At 60.5% G+C, this 15824-nt stretch carries 14 protein-coding genes and 1 tRNA gene; 5 read left to right on the top strand and 10 right to left on the bottom strand.

The window, feature by feature from the left end:
• Nucleotides 1-78 precede the first annotated feature (78 nt).
• The 4 genes from IE100_RS01070 to IE100_RS01055 form a co-directional block, all read right to left on the bottom strand.
• Nucleotides 79-1038, bottom strand: coding sequence for a beta-ketoacyl-ACP synthase III (locus tag IE100_RS01070; protein WP_189372221.1), 960 nt, complete (start codon nucleotides 1036-1038; stop codon nucleotides 79-81).
• Nucleotides 1035-2081 (bottom strand): phosphate acyltransferase PlsX, encoded by a 1047-nt coding sequence (gene plsX / locus IE100_RS01065; protein ID WP_189372219.1) that lies wholly within the window; start codon nucleotides 2079-2081, stop codon nucleotides 1035-1037. The genes IE100_RS01070 and plsX overlap by 4 nt, the downstream gene beginning before the upstream one ends.
• Before the next feature lie 62 nt (nucleotides 2082-2143).
• Nucleotides 2144-2323 (bottom strand): 50S ribosomal protein L32, encoded by a 180-nt coding sequence (rpmF, locus tag IE100_RS01060; protein ID WP_017509929.1) that lies wholly within the window; start codon nucleotides 2321-2323, stop codon nucleotides 2144-2146.
• Nucleotides 2324-2353: 30 nt separating this feature from the next.
• Nucleotides 2354-2854 (bottom strand): YceD family protein, encoded by a 501-nt coding sequence (locus IE100_RS01055; protein WP_189372217.1) that lies wholly within the window; start codon nucleotides 2852-2854, stop codon nucleotides 2354-2356.
• Between the two features lie 127 nt (nucleotides 2855-2981).
• Here IE100_RS01055 and IE100_RS01050 point away from each other — a divergent pair, with 127 nt between their 5' ends.
• Nucleotides 2982-3560 carry a Maf family protein gene (locus IE100_RS01050; RefSeq protein WP_189372215.1) on the top strand — a complete coding sequence of 193 codons (579 nt, stop codon included), beginning with the start codon at nucleotides 2982-2984 and terminating at the stop codon, nucleotides 3558-3560.
• Nucleotides 3560-4264 carry an SAM-dependent methyltransferase gene (locus IE100_RS01045; RefSeq protein ID WP_189372213.1) on the top strand — a complete coding sequence of 235 codons (705 nt, stop codon included), beginning with the start codon at nucleotides 3560-3562 and terminating at the stop codon, nucleotides 4262-4264. The genes IE100_RS01050 and IE100_RS01045 overlap by 1 nt, the downstream gene beginning before the upstream one ends.
• A 57-nt stretch (nucleotides 4265-4321) precedes the next feature.
• Here IE100_RS01045 and IE100_RS01040 read toward each other — a convergent pair whose 3' ends face one another.
• Nucleotides 4322-5185 (bottom strand): Rossmann-like and DUF2520 domain-containing protein, encoded by an 864-nt coding sequence (locus IE100_RS01040; protein WP_189372212.1) that lies wholly within the window; start codon nucleotides 5183-5185, stop codon nucleotides 4322-4324.
• Nucleotides 5186-5254: 69 nt separating this feature from the next.
• On the opposite strand from IE100_RS01040, the gene IE100_RS01035 reads away from it, so the two are divergent.
• Together IE100_RS01035 and IE100_RS01030 are read left to right on the top strand one after the other, a co-directional pair.
• Nucleotides 5255-5824, top strand: a complete 570-nt coding sequence (locus tag IE100_RS01035; RefSeq protein ID WP_189372210.1) for a LemA family protein — start codon at nucleotides 5255-5257, stop codon at nucleotides 5822-5824.
• A gap of 9 nt (nucleotides 5825-5833) precedes the next feature.
• The gene (locus IE100_RS01030; RefSeq protein ID WP_189372209.1) at nucleotides 5834-6706 is read left to right on the top strand and encodes a hypothetical protein; all 873 of its coding nucleotides are present in this window, start codon (nucleotides 5834-5836) and stop codon (nucleotides 6704-6706) included.
• Nucleotides 6707-7252: 546 nt separating this feature from the next.
• Here IE100_RS01030 and IE100_RS01025 read toward each other — a convergent pair.
• The 3 genes from IE100_RS01025 to IE100_RS01015 all read right to left on the bottom strand — a co-directional run bounded on the left by IE100_RS01025 (nucleotide 7253) and on the right by IE100_RS01015 (nucleotide 10998).
• The gene (locus IE100_RS01025) at nucleotides 7253-7756 is read right to left on the bottom strand and encodes a BCAM0308 family protein (RefSeq protein ID WP_189372207.1); all 504 of its coding nucleotides are present in this window, start codon (nucleotides 7754-7756) and stop codon (nucleotides 7253-7255) included.
• 415 nt (nucleotides 7757-8171) lie between these two features.
• Complete coding sequence (gene lon, locus IE100_RS01020; protein ID WP_189372205.1) at nucleotides 8172-10595, bottom strand: endopeptidase La; 2424 nt, start codon at nucleotides 10593-10595, stop codon at nucleotides 8172-8174.
• Between the two features lie 4 nt (nucleotides 10596-10599).
• Complete coding sequence (locus IE100_RS01015; protein WP_189372204.1) at nucleotides 10600-10998, bottom strand: Hsp20/alpha crystallin family protein; 399 nt, start codon at nucleotides 10996-10998, stop codon at nucleotides 10600-10602.
• A 544-nt stretch (nucleotides 10999-11542) separates the two neighbouring features.
• On the opposite strand from IE100_RS01015, the gene IE100_RS01010 reads away from it, so the two are divergent.
• Nucleotides 11543-11632 (top strand) — tRNA-Ser (locus IE100_RS01010).
• A 2081-nt stretch (nucleotides 11633-13713) separates the two neighbouring features.
• Here IE100_RS01010 and IE100_RS01005 read toward each other — a convergent pair.
• The gene (locus IE100_RS01005; RefSeq protein WP_189372202.1) at nucleotides 13714-14616 is read right to left on the bottom strand and encodes a helix-turn-helix domain-containing protein; all 903 of its coding nucleotides are present in this window, start codon (nucleotides 14614-14616) and stop codon (nucleotides 13714-13716) included.
• 98 nt (nucleotides 14617-14714) lie between these two features.
• Nucleotides 14715-15611, bottom strand: coding sequence for a SphA family protein (locus IE100_RS01000; RefSeq protein WP_189372200.1), 897 nt, complete (start codon nucleotides 15609-15611; stop codon nucleotides 14715-14717).
• Nucleotides 15612-15824 lie beyond the last annotated feature (213 nt).

Genomic DNA, 15824 nt, shown 5'->3' with positions numbered 1-15824 from the left:
AGTTTGCCGCAGTTGGCCGCCGATCATCGTCAATCAGACGAAAAACGGACACGGCAATGCCGTGTCCGTTTGCTGTTTTTAGTAGCGCAGCAGCAGTGCGCCCCAGGCGAAGCCGCCACCGATGCCTTCCATCAGCACCGTCTGGCCGCGCTGGATCTGGCCATTGCGCACGGCGTGATCGAAGGCCAGCGGGATGGAGGCGGCCGAGGTGTTACCCTGCTCCGGCAGGGTGACGATGACCTTGTCCATCGACAGCTGCAGGTGCTTGGCCGTCGCTTCGATGATACGGACATTGGCCTGGTGCGGCACCAGCCAGTCCACGCTGTCCTGCTGCACACCGGCCTCGGCCAGCGTTTTCTCCGCGATGTCGGACAAGGCCTTGACCGCGAATTTGAACACCGCCGGACCGTCCATGTACAGGAACGGGGTGCCATCCACCTCGCCGCCGGCAATCTGCGCTTCGGTCTTGAGGATGTCGCGGTAGCGGCCGTCTGCGGCCAACTTGGCGTGCAGGATACCCGGTTCCTCGGACGGCCCCACCACCACGGCGCCGGCGCCGTCGCCGAACAGCACGCAGGTGCGGCGGTCGTCCCAGTCCAGCAGGCGGCTCATCACTTCGGCCCCCACCACCAGCACGTTTTTCGCCATGCCGCTCTTGATGTAGCCGTTGGCGGTGGCCAGCGCGTAGACGAAGCCGGCGCAGACGGCCTGCACGTCGAAGGCCGGCACGCCGGGAATGCCCAGCTTTTCCTGCAGGATGCTGGCGGTACTCGGGAACACCATGTCGGGCGTGGTGGTGGCCAGGATGATCAGGTCGATGTCGCTGGCCTGCAGCCCGGCACTTTCCAGCGCACGTTGCGCCGCGATGTAAGCGAGATCGCTGGTTTTCTGATCTTCCGCCGCGATGTGGCGCGCGCGAATGCCAGTGCGAGAGACAATCCACTCGTCACTGGTTTCGATACGCTCGGCCAGCATGGCATTGGTCATGACGGTATCCGGCAGGTAGCTGCCGGTACCGAGAATGCGGGAATAGGTCATGCGCTGTCTTTAGCTTCTGACTCGGATTGCTTGATGTTTTGTAATTGAACGGCAACCCGGTCTGCAATGTGACCAATCACGTTGGCGCGAACTTCCTCGCAAGCCTGCTCCAGCGCGATACGAAACCCCAGCGCATCGGTGCCGCCGTGGCTTTTCACCACGATTCCCCGCAGCCCCAGGAAACTGGCGCCATTGTAACGACGGGGATCCACACGGGCCTTGAACCGCTTGAGCACCGGCATCGCAGCCAGGGCGCACAGCTTGGTCCACCACGTGCGGGCAAACTCTTCGCGCAGGAAGGTAGAAATCATGTGCGCCAGCCCCTCGGAGGCTTTCAGCGCGACATTACCGGTAAATCCATCGCAGACTACCACATCTACCGTCGACTTGAAGATGTCGTTGCCTTCGACGTTACCGTAGAAATTGAGGCCGGATTCGCGCAGCAGCTCTGCCGCACGCTTGATCGACTCGGTGCCCTTGATATCCTCGGAGCCGATATTCAGCAAGCCGACGCTTGGATTCGGGCGATGTTCGAGGCTGGCCACCAGTTCGGACCCCATGATGCCGAACTGCAACAACTGCTCCGGCGAGCAATCGATATTGGCACCCAGATCCAGCACGCAGGTATTGCCCTTGATGCCGGGCATCATCTTGGCGATGGCGGGGCGGTCAATACCGGGAATGGTTTTCAGGACGAATTTGGCCGTTGCCATCAGCGCTCCGGTGTTCCCTGCGGAAACCGCTGCCTGCGCCAGGCCTTCCTTGACCAAATTGATCGACACCCGCATCGACGAGTCTTTCTTGTTCTTCAGCGCCAGCTGCGGCGACTCGTCCATCCCCACCACTTCGGAGGCATGACGAACCGCGATGCGCGCGCGCACGGAATCCGGCAGCGCCATCAGCTCGGCTTCGATTGCCGCCTGATCGCCCACCAGCACAAGATTGACATCGGGAGTGTCGCTAAGGAACTGGACAGATGCAGGGACAGTGACCTTGAGGCCAACGTCACCGCCCATTGCATCGACCGCTACGGTGATAATCATCAACGTGACACGGTAGTTAACCTACCTGTTGTTATGAAGGTAAGGATAATCGTAAGGAGCGATTACTCGCCCTTGGCCTTCACAACCTGGCGACCACGGTAGAAGCCGTTCGGGCTGATGTGGTGACGCAGGTGGGTTTCACCGGTAGTCGGCTCTTTAGCGAGCGACGGAGCGGTCAGAAAATCGTGTGCGCGGTGCATGCCACGCTTGGACGGGGACTTTTTGTTCTGTTGAACAGCCATGGTCGACTCCTAAGGATTCAAGTTAAACGTTCAGGACTTGGATTGCTTCAACGCTGCCAGCACCGCAAACGGATTAGGCTTGTCGGCCTTGGCGCGCTTCAGTTCATCCGTGTCGCAGTCGTCGTGCATCAACGACAGCGGCAAGCCCATGATAATTTCGTCTTCGATCAGTGCGATAACGTCGAAAGTTTCTTCCGCCAGAATGGCGTCCAGTTCGTCATCGGCCTCTACCGCTGCTTCCAGCTTGTCCTCGCGGGTGAACAGAGTAATCACACCCTCTGCTTCCAGTTCGAACGGCATCGGCGTCAGGCAACGCTGACATTCAACGCTGAGCGTGACAGACAGACGGTAGCGCAGCGACGGTCGCAGCAGGCGGTCCTGAAAACCTTCCACGGCGAATTTCACCACGCCAGCATCGGATGCCAGCAGCTCATGTACGCGCTCGGCGAGCGCCGCAACCGGCCGTTCGTTCTGCAACGAAGCGCCATCGCGGGCAAACGCGAGCGGATCAATCAAAATCGGGTTAGACATAAACCCGGCATGATATTATCAGCCCCATCACTTTGTCAAAACAAACCAGCATACTGACTGCGGCAGCGGCGGCAACAAGCCATTGATGCAACAGGCAGCCTGTGCCCTTTTCCCTCGGATGACCGACATGCAGATCGTGCTTGCCTCTACCTCCCCCTACCGCCGCGAAATCGTGGAACGCCTCGGCCTGCCCGTCACCACCGTGGCGCCGGTATGCGACGAAACCCCGCTAGCGGGCGAAACCGCGCTGGACACCGCGGTACGCCTGGCGCGCAGCAAGGCGATGTCGCTGGCGGAGTGCTTTCCCGATGCGCTGATCATCGGCGGTGACCAGGTGGCGCTGCTGGACGGCCAGCAGATCGGCAAGCCCGGCAGCTTCGAGAACGGCGTAGAGATGCTCAAGTGGATGAGCGGCCGCACCGTGGTGTTCCACTCGGCGCTGGCGCTGTACAACAGCAAGAGCGGCCACATCCAGGAAGACGTGGGCATCACCCGCGTCACCCTGCGCCAGCTCACCGAGCAGCAGATCCGCAACTACCTGACCCGCGAACCGGATGCACTGCACTGCGCCGGCAGCGCCAAGAGCGAGACGCTGGGCGGTGCACTGCTGCAGAAGGTGGAAGCCGACGACCCCAACGCGCTGATCGGCGTGCCGCTGTTCGCGCTGGTGACCATGTTGCAGAACGAAGGCGTGGAGATCCTGTGATGGCCGGCACCCTGTACCTGATTCCCACCCCGCTGGGCGACGGCGACACCCCGTGGCTGCCGGAGGGTGAACGCGCCCGCGTCACCCACATCAGCCACTTTGTGGTGGAAGCGGAAAAGACCGCGCGCAAACACCTGAAGCAGCTGGGCGTCAGCACGCCAATCCGCGAGCTGGTGATGCACACGCTGAACGAGCACACCAAGCCGGCCGACGTGGCCGCGCTGCTGGCACCGTTGGCCGCAGGCCAGGACGTGGGGCTGGTATCGGAAGCCGGCTGCCCGGCGGTGGCCGACCCCGGCGCTCAGCTGGTGGCGCTGGCACACGAAAAAGGCTACCGCGTGGAGCCGCTGATCGGGCCATCGTCGATCCTGCTGGCGATGATGGCCAGCGGTGCCAACGGCCAGTGCTTCGCCTTTCACGGCTACCTGCCGGTGGACGCCGCCGAGCGCGCCAAGTCGATCAAGGCACTGGAAGCGCGCTCCAAACAGAACAACGAAACCCAGCTGTTCATCGAGACGCCATACCGCAACAACGCGCTGCTGCAACAGCTGCGCGAGACGCTGGCGCCGGCCACCCGGCTGTGCGTGGCCGCCGACCTGACTGCGCCGACGCAAACCATCGTCAGCCGGCTGGTGAAGGATTGGCCGAAAGAAGCGCCGGACTTTCACAAGCGACCGGCGATCTTCGTGATCCACGCCAACTGACGGCAAAAGGTTGGCCGCAATGCTTGCGGCCAACCTGTCTCACCCTCCTCCCCGACGCTAAACGGCCGGCGGCGCCAACGCCGCAGCCAGCGCCAGCTGCTGTACCTTTGTCAGCCGGCCTGCGGCCAAGCTTGCCGTCGCCCGCCCCAGCGCGCAGTACAGCGCGTCGTCCGTCGCCGACAGCACCTGCCGGTGGCACGCCACGGTGCCGGCATCGCCACGCGCGATGGGGCCGGTCAGCGCCACCTGCGGCCCCAGCGCCAGCGTGTTGTCCAGCGTCTGCCGCATCAGCCCACCCAGCACCGCGGCGGCCACCTCATCGGCCATGCCGGCCTGCGCCGCCACCCGCGCCGCCAGATCGTGCAGCGTCACCAAGTAATTCGAGGCGATCGACAGCGCGGCGTGGTAGGCCGGCTTGCCGCCCGGCGCCAGCACGAAGGGCACGCCGCCGAGGTCTGCGGCCAAGCTTTGCAACAACGGTAACGCCGCCGCATCGCCCTCCAGCGCACAGCGGGTACCGGCAAAGCCGGCCACCGCGCGCGCCGGATCGGCAAAGGAAAACGCCGGATGCAGGCTGGCGCAGTGCACGCCCTGCGCCGCCAGCGGCGCCAGCAGGGCCGCCTCGCCGACGCCGCTGGCGTGACACACCACGCTGCCGGCAGTAATCACCCCCGCCGTTGCCAGCGCGGCGGCCACACCGGCAATCTCGCCGTCCGGCACCGCCAGCAGGGTGATGTCGGCCGCCGGCAAGGCCGCCAGATCCGTCAGCGCCACGCCGGCACCGACAAAGTCACGCGCCGCCAGCGCCGACGCCGGGCTGTGGCACAGCAGCGCGCCGATGCGGTAGCGGCCACTGTCGTGCGCCAGCCGCGCCACGCTCTTGCCCAGACGCCCGCCGCCGACAATATTGAGAGAAATCATCCCACCCCTTTCTTGACACCCGCCAGCGCCGCGGTGACGATGACATCGAATTTCAAAGGACACCCGCCCATGCCATTTTTCCTGTTCGTTTCTGCATTCGTGGTGCTGCTTTTCTACGGCATCCTGCTCTACAACGGCCTGGTCCGCCTGAAGCACGAGGTCAACAAGAGCTGGGCCAATATCGACGTGCTGCTGAAACAGCGCCACGACGAGATCCCCAAGCTGGTCGATGTCTGCCGCCACTACGGCCAGTTCGAGCAGGACACCCTGACCCAGGTGATGGAAGCGCGCGCCGCGATGTCGGAGGCCGCCCGCGCCGGCAACGTTGGCCGCATCGGCGAGCTGGAAGGCCAGCTGCGCGGCCTGCTCGGCCAGATTTTCGCGGTGGCCGAAGCCTATCCGGAACTGAAGGCCGACGTGCAGTTCAGCCACCTGGCACAGCGCATCAGCCAGCTGGAAGACGGCATCGCCGATCGCCGCGAACTCTACAACGAAGCGGTCAACAACAACAACGTGCGCATCGAGCAATTCCCCGACGTGTTCGTCGCCAACCTGTTCGGCTTCCGCACCGCGCGCGCGCTGCGTTTTGCCGAGGCGGAAAAACGCGACGTCGACGTCAAGGCGCTGTTCGAACGCTGAGCCACGCCCATGTTCCTGCTGCAACAGCGCTACGCCTCGTTGCTGCCCTACCTGCTGCTGCCCCTGCTGGCCTGGCCGCTGGATGAGTTGCCACCGCGACTGCTGCCGGCGGCCGGCACGCTGTTCGGCGTGGCGCTGTGGCTGCACTTCTACCGCCAGTACCGCCACGTGGCCGACACCCCGACCACCACCTCGCAGGCGGCGGCACAGGGGTATTGCGAATGCTTTGGCGAGGCCGCGGCGCTGGACGGCCCGCCGCTGGTGACCCCGTTCGGCGGCATGCGCTGCGTGTGGTATCAGGCGGAACGGCGCCCGAACGGTCGCCAGCAAGGCCCGCGACGCAGCGAACGCCTGCGCAGCGACGACTCGTTCCGGCTGCTGGACCGGCGCGGCGAGATCATCGTGCAGCCGGAAGGCGCCAGCGTCGAGGCCCGCCACCAGCGCAGCTGGCACGACGGCGACGACATGCTGAGCGAGCGCTGGATCGCCATCGGCGATCCGCTGTACGCGCTGGGCGAGCTGCGCAGCCTCGGCGGCCAGCCGGACCGGCAGGCCTTCCGCGACGACCTGCAGCTGACGCTGAACGAATGGAAACGGGACCCGGCGCAACTGCTGCGCCGCTTCGACCGGGACGGCGACGGCACACTCAGCAGCGAGGAGTGGGAGCACGCGCGCCAGGCCGCCCACGGCGAGGTTGGCCGCAACCACCACGCGCTGGCCGCCATCCCGCTCAGCCATCACCTGCAGCGCCCCACCGACCGCCGCCCCTTCCTCATCAGCTGGCGCTCGCCACAGGACACCGCCCGCGCCCTGCGCCGGCTGGCGTGGAGCCACGCCGCCTGCGCACTGCTGGCGACGCTGTGGCTGGCGCGCGGCGGCTAGCGCACCGTCTTCATGCGCGCACCGCCTCGGCCAGGTGCTCAATGTTGGTGGCGTAGACGATGGCCCACCCGCCGCACCTCGGCATCCATCACCACCGTGACGTAGCGAGGCTCCTTGTAGAGCACAAACTCGTCCATCTGACCTGCCTCACGGGTCGCATTGCGGGCAAGACACACGCGCAATCTGGCGCGCAGCCGGATGGGCAGGTCGCGCAGAGAGCACCCCCGGTGCTCGGGCACGGCATTACCGACATGCTGGCAGCCACTGGAACGGTGTGAAGTTCGGGTGTCGGTTCCTGCTCGAGAGGCAGGGTGTCGGCCTGGAGCGGGTGACGGTAAAGCCTTCCCGGAAAGGGAGGTAGAACCCATCATCAGACATGAGGGGCGGTGCCGGGCAAACGCTCTGGCTGCACAAACGGCCTACTCTGCACCGCCGCGCCCACGTATGACATGGCGTCAAATTCCCACGATTCCGTGAAAACCTACCTGCTTTATATTGATGTTGGCAATTTGCCGCGCCATCCTGAATTGGACTGGCAGGAGTTGTTCAATGCACCCAATTCACCCGCAGTAGATTCTCCCCAGAGTTGTAGTGGTAATCCAGGTCACCTTTGTAGGCATGCTGAATCGCCTCGCCAAGTTCACGCGTCAAGTGGATTTCTGCCGTGCTGATCATGACGGCATCCGGCTTTTCTTCGATAGCTATGATGGTTTTCAGCGGGTGTTCACTCTTGGCTCGTTCTGCCACATTGCGCAGCAAATTCATGATCTCGGCATGATGCTCCGTCAGAAATGGGCCGGACAGCGACAGGAACCCGGCCGGGTATTGATCATGCGCCCGCTGGCAGGATGGGCAGCGCTGCGCATGGGCACCGGCTGGAGGTGCTGACCACTGCCAACGCCCTTGGTGATAGACCGCATGACAGTCAGGGCACATGGTGGGTTCGGCGTACTTAGCTTCATTGTGATACGGATCGCTACGTCTTTCCTGCAGAGCAGTTCGGCGTTGCTGGTTTGCAGAATGATGTAGCTGCTCTCTGTGTTCGTTCATGGTGTTTCCCCTAAACGATGAGGTATGGAATCCCAGTATAGGCGGTAGTGGCCGTGCGTGTTTGACGTAGCCAATACAGAGCACAAGTACTTGAAATAAAAACAAAAACCAGGAATTGCGGGACAAGAAAACGCCATCAACCGAGACCACCAAGGGTAGCGCCCAGATGGATGGCACCCAGGAAGTTGATGGCGGTTTTGTCGTAGTGTGCGGCGATGGCGGGTATTGTTTCAGTCGAACAATAATGTTCTTGATTGGATGGCGGTCTTGTACAAATACCGGTCATAAAAGCAGATCACGTTTTATTCACTCGTGCTTTATGCACACCCCTGATTACCTTCTGCCCCTTGCTGGTCCAGGGTTTTTTCGTGCAGGCGTGGAGCATTTATGCAAGGCACCTAGAATATTTTTACCGTTATTCACTGCTCTGAGCCGGTTGGAGATCACCAATTGCGTAGCTGACTGCATCCTCAACCCGATCCAGGAAGACGAACGTGAGTCTTTCCCTGGCTTCACGTGGCACGTCCTCCAGGTCTTTCGCATTGCGCCTGGGCAGCATCACGCTCCCGATCCCTGCCCTGAGTGCAGCCAGCGTCTTTTCTTTAACGCCGCCGATTGGCAGGACAAGGCCACGAAGACTGATCTCACCTGTCATGGCTACGTCGGCACGCACCGGCTTTCCCGTAAGCAGAGACAGTATCGCCAAGAACATGGCTACCCCAGCGCTCGGACCGTCCTTAGGCGTTGCACCGGCTGGAACATGCACATGGATGTCGCTCTTCTCCAAGGAATATCCTGTCCAAATTTTTGCAAGGGTCAATGCGGCCTGGGCGGACTCCTTCATGACTTCGCCCAGTTGGCCCGTCAAAATCAGCCGGCCACTTCCGGGCACCTTGCTCGCCTCGACGAAAAGGATGTCTCCCCCCACGGGAGTCCAGGCAAGCCCCGTCGCTACGCCGGGGACGCTGACGCGCGAAGCCATTTCGTTTTCAAACCGTTGGGGACCAAGAATGGCAGGGAGATCGGCGACATCGACCGTCATTCGCTGAGCCTGTCCCTCGGCAATTTTCATTGCCACGCGCCGCAGGGCCGAACCGATCTCACGCTCCAGATTGCGTACCCCGGCCTCTCGCGTGTAGTCCCGCACAATTGCGGATAAGGCACCCTCCGTCAGGGAGGCTTGTTCTTCGCTCAGCCCGTTAGCACGAAGCTGACGCTTGACGAGATAGCGGCGGGCGATCTCGATTTTCTCTTCGTCCGTGTACCCGGGGAGCTGGATGATTTCCATCCGGTCGCGCAGCGGCCCCGGAATGGTATCGAGCACGTTTGCCGTACAAATGAACATGACGCGCGACAGGTCGAAATCCACCGCCAGATAGTTATCGCGAAACTTGTTGTTCTGCTCAGGGTCGAGAACCTCCAGCAGCGCACTGGCAGGGTCGCCGTGGTAGCCTGCCATGCCCAGCTTGTCGATTTCATCAAGCATGATCAGGGCATTACTGGTCCCTGCTTTACGCATGGCCTGGATGATGTTTCCCGGCAATGCACCGATATAGGTGCGCCGATGCCCCCGAATTTCGGCCTCGTCGTGTACCCCTCCCAAGGCAACCCGCTCGAAGACACGCCCCGTGGCCTTGGCTATCGACTGCCCGAGTGAGGTTTTTCCTACGCCAGGAGGCCCGACGAAACAGAGTATTGGACTCTTGCCATCGGGATTGAGCTTGCGAACGGCCAGATACTCGAGAATACGAAGCTTGATCTTGTCCAATCCAAAGTGGTCTTCATTCAATATCCGGCGTGCCTCGTTGATATCGATGGCGGGCTGCGGCACATGCTTCCACGGCAGCTCCGTCAGCCACTCCAGATAGGTACGCAACATGGAGTATTCGGCACTGTTTTCGCCCATGCGCTGCAATCGCTTGACCTCTCTTTGGGCATGGTGGAATACCTCCTCAGGCAGGTCAGCAGCTTCTATCGCCTTGTATAATTCATCAATTTCGGCCCTTTGTTCTTCATCTTCACCCAGTACTTTCTGGATCTGCCGCAGTTGTTCCCGCAGCACATGCTCCCGCTGACGTTCGTCGAATTCCGCCCGTGTTTTTTCGCCAATTTCTTTCGATATCTTGAGGACTTCGATACGGTTGGAGAGCAAGCGGATCATCTTGTCCAGACGCCGCATGAGATCGAATGTTTCTAGAATTTCCTGCTTTTCCTCGGACTTGGCGTCGACAAGACTTGCGACCAGGTCAGCGAGCTGGGCTGGGGACTCCAACCGTTGAACCACGCCGACTAATTCTTCCGGCATGCCAGGTAACAATCCGATAGCCTCGATGGTCTGATCCTTGAGCTGCAGAAACCGTGCCTCGATCTCAGGGGTCTCCACGTGTGGCTGCTCGATCATGGCCACCTTGGCGACCAGGAAGGGCCAGCCATCCAGAAAGGCCAGCACCTGGAAACGGGACTCGCCCTGAACGAATAAGTGGTGTTCTCCTTCTTTCCCGGTGATGTAGCGAACGATCGTTCCTGACGTTCCCACCCAGTAAAGATCGGAAGGGCCAACGTCGGTTTTCCCGGCGTCGCGCTGGAGAAGAAACCCAACCTTGCATTCGCTTTTCACTGCGGTTTGGGCTGCGGCAACGGAACTTGCACGGCCGACGGTGACAGGCGACATGATCCCGGGGAACAGCACCGCGTTGCGCATGGGTATGATGATCAGCGCATCCTCGGGCAAGGGTTTTTCTGCAGCCTCCACCGGTGCAATATCGAGTTTGCCGCCATTCTGGGCCTGGCGATGATTCTCTTCGCCCCGGGTATCCTGACTAGATGGCTCCTGACTCATCTTGTTACCCCACTTTTCTGAACCTTAATACGAGGCAACCATCCTCTAGCTCCTGAGTGACTGGCTCCAGAAACAGCATCGCCAACGGTATATGTCGTTCAAATTTTCCATATGGAATCTCGATGCGATGTATCCGCATGGATTGTGCGGCAGGAAATCTTCGCAGGCCCGAAACGGTAACCCCATCAGGCTGAAAAACTACGGAGATGGTCGCAGCAGACACGCCCGGCAGGGCGACATAGAGAATGACCTCACTCTCGGTTTCCACCGCATCCGCAGGGGGCTCCCAGCAGGGTTGATTGTCGGCATAGCATCGGGAAAACTGCATATGCAGCCGCTCCATTTTTTCCAATAGAGACAAAGCGTCACCCCAAACCCAGTACGATACGCCGCGTGATCTCATGGCATGCATTCTTTCACGGATTGCCTATGCTGCTTTATTGGCCAAGGATCGTTGAGACAGCTACCCGCAGACGGCATCAGTTGTGGAGCGGAAACTTTACACACAGTGCACAAGTCGACAGGGCAACATTGATCCCAGTCTCTTTCCAAAGTATAGAGCGGCTAACGAGACGCAAATGGGCAGTTTCGACATGAACACCCACATCGATGGCCAAGCAACGTGGGTCGGTTGGTCCGGTCACCCCCCTTCAGGCGATACCAATCAAAATCAGGAAGAAGTCCGTCACTGAAGGGAAATGACGGATATTTGATATTTCTTAAAGAAGAACAAACTCACCGAAGAACAGATCATCGGCGTTCTCAAGCAGGCCGCACTGGGCATGACCAACAAAGGTGGGCCGCCGCCAGGGTGGCTTCTCCGACGCAGCCTCGGCGAACTGAGCACCAGGACCCGTGGTCCGTATGCAGCAATCACTGCCATACACTTAACTCTTGAACACTGTTGACAGATAAAAAATCAATGGCTATAATTTTTTCCCTGAGTCGGAGAGGTGGCAGAGTGGTCGAATGTACCTGACTCGAAATCAGGCGTACGTGCGAGCGTACCGAGGGTTCGAATCCCTCCCTCTCCGCCAGACCAGCATCTAAGCCCTTGAGCAATCAAGGGCTTTTTTGTTTTTCCCGCCCCTAAAGCCCCTGCCTCCATCCCTGATTACGTTCTACAAAATCTACAAGCGTTCTACAAAAACCGTTCGCCAACACGTTTTAAGTGTTTGATTTTTTGGAATTTGCCTACTGAAAATCAGTCAGGTGCATTTGTCAGGCACTAACAATGGAAAAAAGCAACAGGTGGCACTCATACTTGCACTGCTTCCCCCAAAGCAAGAGACACATACCGGCGTGCTAGCATGACGACTTTCAGCAAGGAACGGTCAGTAGCCATCTTTGCCACAAGATCATATGGAGTGGCCCTACTCCGGTCTAATATCCATTTCAACGCTATAAAGTCTACTACCCGATATGCCCGAAACCCCAAAACGCCTCGCGCCAACTGCCGAAGTAGTCCGCCGACTGTTTCTTTTATCAGGCAATCAGTGTGCTTTTCCTGGTTGCCAACATCCGATCATTCTGCAGGATGGGTCATACGTGGGAGAACTATGTCATATCCGCGCAGCGGAACCCGGTGGCGAGCGATTCGACGCAACTCAATCAAACGAGGAGCGCCGCACTTTCGAGAATCTACTACTTCTGTGCCACGATCATCACGTTGTGACAAACGATGTCGACCAGTTCCCTGTGAGCAAGATGCTGGAGATTAAGTCGGATCATGAGACAAAATTTGCGCGAGGTCTCGCTGATCTAGAAAGCTCGGTAGGAATCCAGATCACAGATTCGATCATCTCTTTGGGGGGCAGTGGAGGGGCAGCGCCGGGCGCGGGTGGAGGAGGCGGTGGCGCCATTGGACCAGGCGCACGAGGTGGCGACGGTGGACATGGAGGAAGGATATCTAATCTTGGGGACTTAGACGTAGCAGACCTGTTGTCAGCTGCTCCTGATGGATGTCCTCCACCAGGTGTCGGGGGGCCGGAGAGGCTGTGTCCGGACCAAACTCGGTAGGTGGATCAGGTGGGGGCGGGGGCGATTTAGTTATGTCGCGCTTGGACGGTGAGATGCTTCGGCGATTAGGTATCTCAAGAATCAACGTACGTGTTGGCGGTGGAGGAATGCAAGGAGCTGATGGCCAACCATCGGGATATGACCTTATAGACGATCGAGGAAACATCATCGTTTCTGTCAATGCCCCTGGCGGTTACAGCGGAGACAAAGTAAATGTACAGTCGGAAAGCTTAGCGAATGAAATACGAACAGTCGAAACCTCAACGTACGTGAAGGCTGCATTCTTCTCGAACGCGGTTGAGCTGCGTGATGGTCTCTTTTCGGTACTTTCTGGTGGATGGGAGTCGTATACATGTGACTCATTGCCACAGGTCATGCAGTGGCCCTTAACAATGCAAATATCGTTGGGTGGTGTTCGACCCGGTGGATCAACAAAAATCCGAATCATCCTGTTGGATCCAAGTGGAACCGAGACTGAGCTCGACTCCCTTGAGCTTGCCAGGAATAACGTGGCCGGCAATTCGGGTTGGGTCGGCACTTTAATGTTGCACCCGAATATTTCAAGTGCTGGGCTTTGGACGGTCTGCCTTCGAACTCCAGAAGGAGAGCTGTCTAGAATCCCGATAGACGTCCGGATACAGACCACCAGCTGATTACTGAGTCACGATAAAGAGATGGTCCACTTCGGGTCGGTAACGGCCATAAGCGCTTGTTTTGCACAATCAGCCCCTGCCCTTGAGCATAGCTATTTTCCATCCTCCTCACCCCAAGCTGCTAGCGTTCTACTAAATTTCGGAGAAACTAGCATTGGCGCGGGTTTTGAGAGGAAAAATACAACATTTTGTAGAACAAGAAATATCGTAATCCGCTGATTTTTCGAAATTTGCTTACTAACTCGAAATCAGGCGTACGTGCGAGCGTACCGAGGGTTCGAATCCCTCCCTCTCCGCCAGACCAACATCTAAGCCCTTGAGCAATCAAGGGCTTTTTTGTTTTTCCAGTCATCAAAAGCACGCGCTTCCGTCCGCGCAGCCAGACCGGGGCCGGCTCCGGCTTCCACCCCCACCATCTAAAGGCCCTTATGCCTGTCCCGCCGCGCTCACGGCCAGTCGGCGTAGTTGCGGATCGCCAGCGCCTCGTTGCGGCTGACTTGCTGCTTGGCTTCCAGCCGGTAGCGCGCCGGGGTCAGCCCGGTGCGCAGGCGGAAGAAGCGGCTGAAGTGGGTGGTGCTGCGAAAGCCGAGATCGGCGGCGACCTGTTCGATGGTCAGCCCGGAGCGCACCAGCCGCAGGCAGGCCTCATGGGTGAGGCGGTCGTGCAGCAGCTCCAGTGGCGTGCGCTTGAGGGTGCGCACGCAGATGTCGTGCAGGCGGTCGTGGGAGATGCCCAGCTCGGCGGCGTAGCGGGCGATCTTCCAGTGCTCGCGCAGGTGCAGCTCGGCCAGGTGGCGGAAGCGCATCAACAGCGTCGAATTGGTGCTGTGCCCCTGCTGGCTGACATCCTCCAGCCCGGAAAGGCGCCAGCAGTGGATCAGGATCAGCGCGAGATGGGCGGTGAGATAGCTCCATGACGCCTTGCCGCCCAGCTTCAGTTCGCGCTCGATGCTGCGGAACGAGGCGCTCATCTCCTGCACCGCCTCGGCGGCGTCGAGGCGGTTCTGCACGATGCGGCGATCGGCCAGATAGCGCAGCGGCACCGACTCCGCGCCCTGCCCCGCCGCCTCCTTCACCAGCACGTCCGACAGCGACAGCAGGTAGCCGGCGCTGCCGGCGCTGACGCGCAGATGGCTTTGCGGCGGCACGTTGACCCAGGCCAGCGCCGGCGCCGCCAGCTCGATGCTGTCCTTATCCAGGCTGATGCTGGCACTGCCGCTCAACAGCAGGATCGCCGCGCGCGCGGTGTCGTGGCGGCCATTGGCCAGCGCGTAGCGGCGGGTATCGAGCGTGGTGTCGATACGGTGGGCGGCGGCGTTGGCGTTGATGCGCTGGGCAACGGGGGTCATGGGCAGGCCGCGACGAGGATGAACAAACACACATGATAACGGCACTGCGCCGCCATGCAGAGCACGGCGGCGCAGCGGAGAACATCATGCGTGCCGGCTTAGAACGGCAGCGTCATGCGCAGCTTGAATTCGGAACCGCGGGCACGGTTGGCCACCCCGCTTTCACGCTGCCACTTGGCGGTGACGAAATAGCCCTTGCCGTTGTCGTACTTGATGGACGGGCCGATGGCGAAGGCCTTGCCGCGGTTGCCGTGTGCCGGCACGTTCGGCCCGACATCGTCGGTGACCTGGCGATAGGCGTAGCCGCCGACGCCGGCCACCCAGCCATTGCCAAAGCCCCAGCCCAGCGCGTAGTCGGCGTGCACCTCCTGGCCGCTGCGGTAGTCGGTGTCCTTGTTCTTCCAGTTGTAGTCGTACATCAGCTTCACGTCGGCGTTGATGCCGCGAGGCTGCACGTAGCTCACCGCCAGCAGCGGTTCCACGTTCCAGTGGTTGCGGCCAACGTTGACCAGATCATTCTTGTCGAACTGGCCGGTGGGGGCGTTGATGTCCAGCCCGGCGTAGTAGTGCAGCTTGTCGGAGACGTGGTAGGCGGCACCACCGCCCAACACGATGTCACCCAGCTCACGCTTGCGCTGCGACCGGCCGTTGACCGTGGCGTCGAGCTCCACCAGCGGGGTGATGGCGTGCATCGCCAGCTGGCCGCCGGCCAGCGGCAGGTCGCTCACCCAGATGAAGCGCGGCGCCACCGCGTTGACCTGCAGCTTGAAATCGACCGGCAGCTTGTCGCCGTTGTTGTCGCGCAGCGTATCGGCGCGGTAGCTGGAGGCATAACCCAGCACGTAAAAGCCGGGCGGCGGCAAGGCGCCGGTCAGGTAGTTCTCGTTGCCGTTGGGATACATGCCGCCACCGCCCTCGGTGGCCCAGCTGGCAGCAGCCAGCGACAGCAAGGCGCCCGTGGTGACGAGGGTGGTGAGCGCTCTGGATTGTTGCATGATGAATCTCTCCGTTTTATTTGTATGTCATTAACGATGGGTATGAAAAAGCGCTGCCTGCACGACTAGGCAAGCGGGACGGGCAGCGCAGCGTCCCGCTGCCAGGGTTGACCGCACGCCGCGCGTACTTATGGAGACGCGGCGCGTGGCCGGCAGCGACCGGGTAGGCCGCGGCCAGATACTGCTAGAACCTGTTTACGATCTGCTGCGACT

Origin of the sequence: Vogesella alkaliphila, assembly GCF_014652475.1 — a bacterium.
Taxonomy (GTDB): domain Bacteria; phylum Pseudomonadota; class Gammaproteobacteria; order Burkholderiales; family Chromobacteriaceae; genus Vogesella; species Vogesella alkaliphila.
This window is presented reverse-complemented; position numbering and strand designations above follow the sequence as displayed.